Here is a 563-nt window from a genome sequence, read left to right on the forward strand (position 1 = left end):
TTATTTTTTAGAAGCAGATTATTGAATCAGGGTTGGGCCGTGGTTAGTTGGTCTGTGAGATGAGGATTATGGAAAGTGTCGTAGAAGCTGAAAAGCTGGCTAGGCTTGTACGAATTGTTAGTTGTATGTTTTTTTTTTGCAATCGACCTGATCGTGCAATGGGTGCTGGCCACCGGCGTGCTCGGCGCGCTGGGCTGCGCGATCGCCGGCGGCCATCCGCTCAGCATCCTGGCCGCGTTCATCGCCTCGCCGCTGACCCCGCTCCACCCGGCCCTGGCGTCGGGCACGGTCAGCGCCCTGGTCGAGGCCAGCCTGCGCAAGCCGACCTATGCGGACTTCATGGCCCTGCGCGACGACGTCCAGCACCTCAAGGGCTGGTGGCGCAACCGGGTCGCACGGACCCTGCTCAACTTCTTCCTCACCAGCCTGGGCACCGCGATCGGGGTGTGGACCGGCGGGCTGCGGATGCTGGGCAAGCTGATCGGCTGATCCCCTCGCGTCGTCCCGGCACAGGCCGGGACGACGGGCTGCACCCTCACTCCGGATGCAGCGCGGTCAGGCTG

1 protein-coding gene is annotated in these 563 nt (G+C 63.2%); it reads left to right on the top strand.

From position 1 onward, the window contains the following. Positions 1–105: 105 nt before the first annotated feature. The gene (locus CSC70_RS14110) at positions 106–489 is read left to right on the top strand and encodes a hypothetical protein (RefSeq protein ID WP_246189441.1); all 384 of its coding nucleotides are present in this window, start codon (positions 106–108) and stop codon (positions 487–489) included. The last annotated feature ends 74 nt before the right edge of the window (positions 490–563 follow it).

Source organism: Pseudoxanthomonas kalamensis DSM 18571 (assembly GCF_010211745.1).
GTDB lineage: Bacteria > Pseudomonadota > Gammaproteobacteria > Xanthomonadales > Xanthomonadaceae > Pseudoxanthomonas_A > Pseudoxanthomonas_A kalamensis.